This window comes from Psychrobacter communis, from assembly GCF_014836505.1.
Taxonomy (GTDB): Bacteria; Pseudomonadota; Gammaproteobacteria; order Pseudomonadales; family Moraxellaceae; genus Psychrobacter; species Psychrobacter faecalis.
This window is the reverse complement of the sequence record NZ_JACSQR010000080.1, coordinates 1-909: the sequence shown is the minus strand read 5'-3', so window position 1 is coordinate 909 and position 909 is coordinate 1. Positions and strand designations below refer to the sequence as shown.

Genomic DNA, 909 nt, shown 5'->3' with positions numbered 1-909 from the left:
TATAGTAGAGCCTTTATAAAAGTGGTACAGTAGTTTTAAAATAAATGAAAAGTAAAAAGATTATGACTTATTCAGCAGACTTTCGAGCTCAAGTGATTAAAAGTGTCGAACAACAAGGCATGAGTATCAGGCAAGCCAGTGTATTCTATGGTATTAGTAAGGCCACGCTACAGAATTGGCTCAAAGATCCTAGTATTAAACTAACTCGCAATAAACCACCAAATAAAATACCTAATGAAGCGCTATTAAAAGATGTTGAACAGCATCCAGACGATTACATGTACGAAAGAGCACAGCGTTTTGGATGTAGTAAGTCGGGCATCGAGGCCGCTTTAAAACGTCTTGGCATTAGTCAAAAAAAAGACCTTAGAGCATCCAAAAGCTTGCCCCATAAAGAGAGCTAAGTATCTAAGTAAACTGGGCGACTACATCGCTCAAGGCTATGCAATTGTATACATGGATGAAAGCGGCTTTGAGTCTGAAACCATTCGTTCTCATGGTTATTCACCTATTGGAACCCCTTGCATTGATTGCTATAACTGGCAAGGTAAAAAGCGCACCAACGTTATTGGTGCCTTATATAAAAAAGCGTTATTTGCCCTAGATTACTTCGAAAAGAATATCAATGGCGATATATTCTACAACTGGTGCAAAGACACGCTAATACCAAGCCTTAAAACTAAATGCGTGATTGTCATGGATAACGCTAGCTTTCACAAACGCGTTCAGAGATTGCTCAATAGACATGGTCATCGCCTGCTATTTCTACCGCCTTATAGTCCCGATTTAAACCCTATTGAGAAAAAATGGGCACAGGCGAAGTTTTTGCGCCAAGGGTGGATGGAGAATAATTTACCTAAACTGTTTCATGATATGGGTTGTATCAATTTTATTTTGGATTGACTATAA

At 38.7% G+C, this 909-nt stretch carries 2 protein-coding genes; both read left to right on the top strand.

What is annotated here, in order from left to right; translation table 11 throughout:
• Positions 1-62: 62 nt before the first annotated feature.
• Positions 63-404: an IS630 transposase-related protein gene (locus H9653_RS12355; RefSeq protein ID WP_191692587.1), complete on the top strand. Its 342-nt coding sequence runs from the start codon at positions 63-65 to the stop codon at positions 402-404.
• Positions 343-903: an IS630 family transposase gene (locus tag H9653_RS12350; RefSeq protein WP_191692586.1), complete on the top strand. Its 561-nt coding sequence runs from the start codon at positions 343-345 to the stop codon at positions 901-903. Before H9653_RS12355 ends, H9653_RS12350 begins: the two co-directional genes overlap by 62 nt.
• Positions 904-909: the final 6 nt, after the last annotated feature.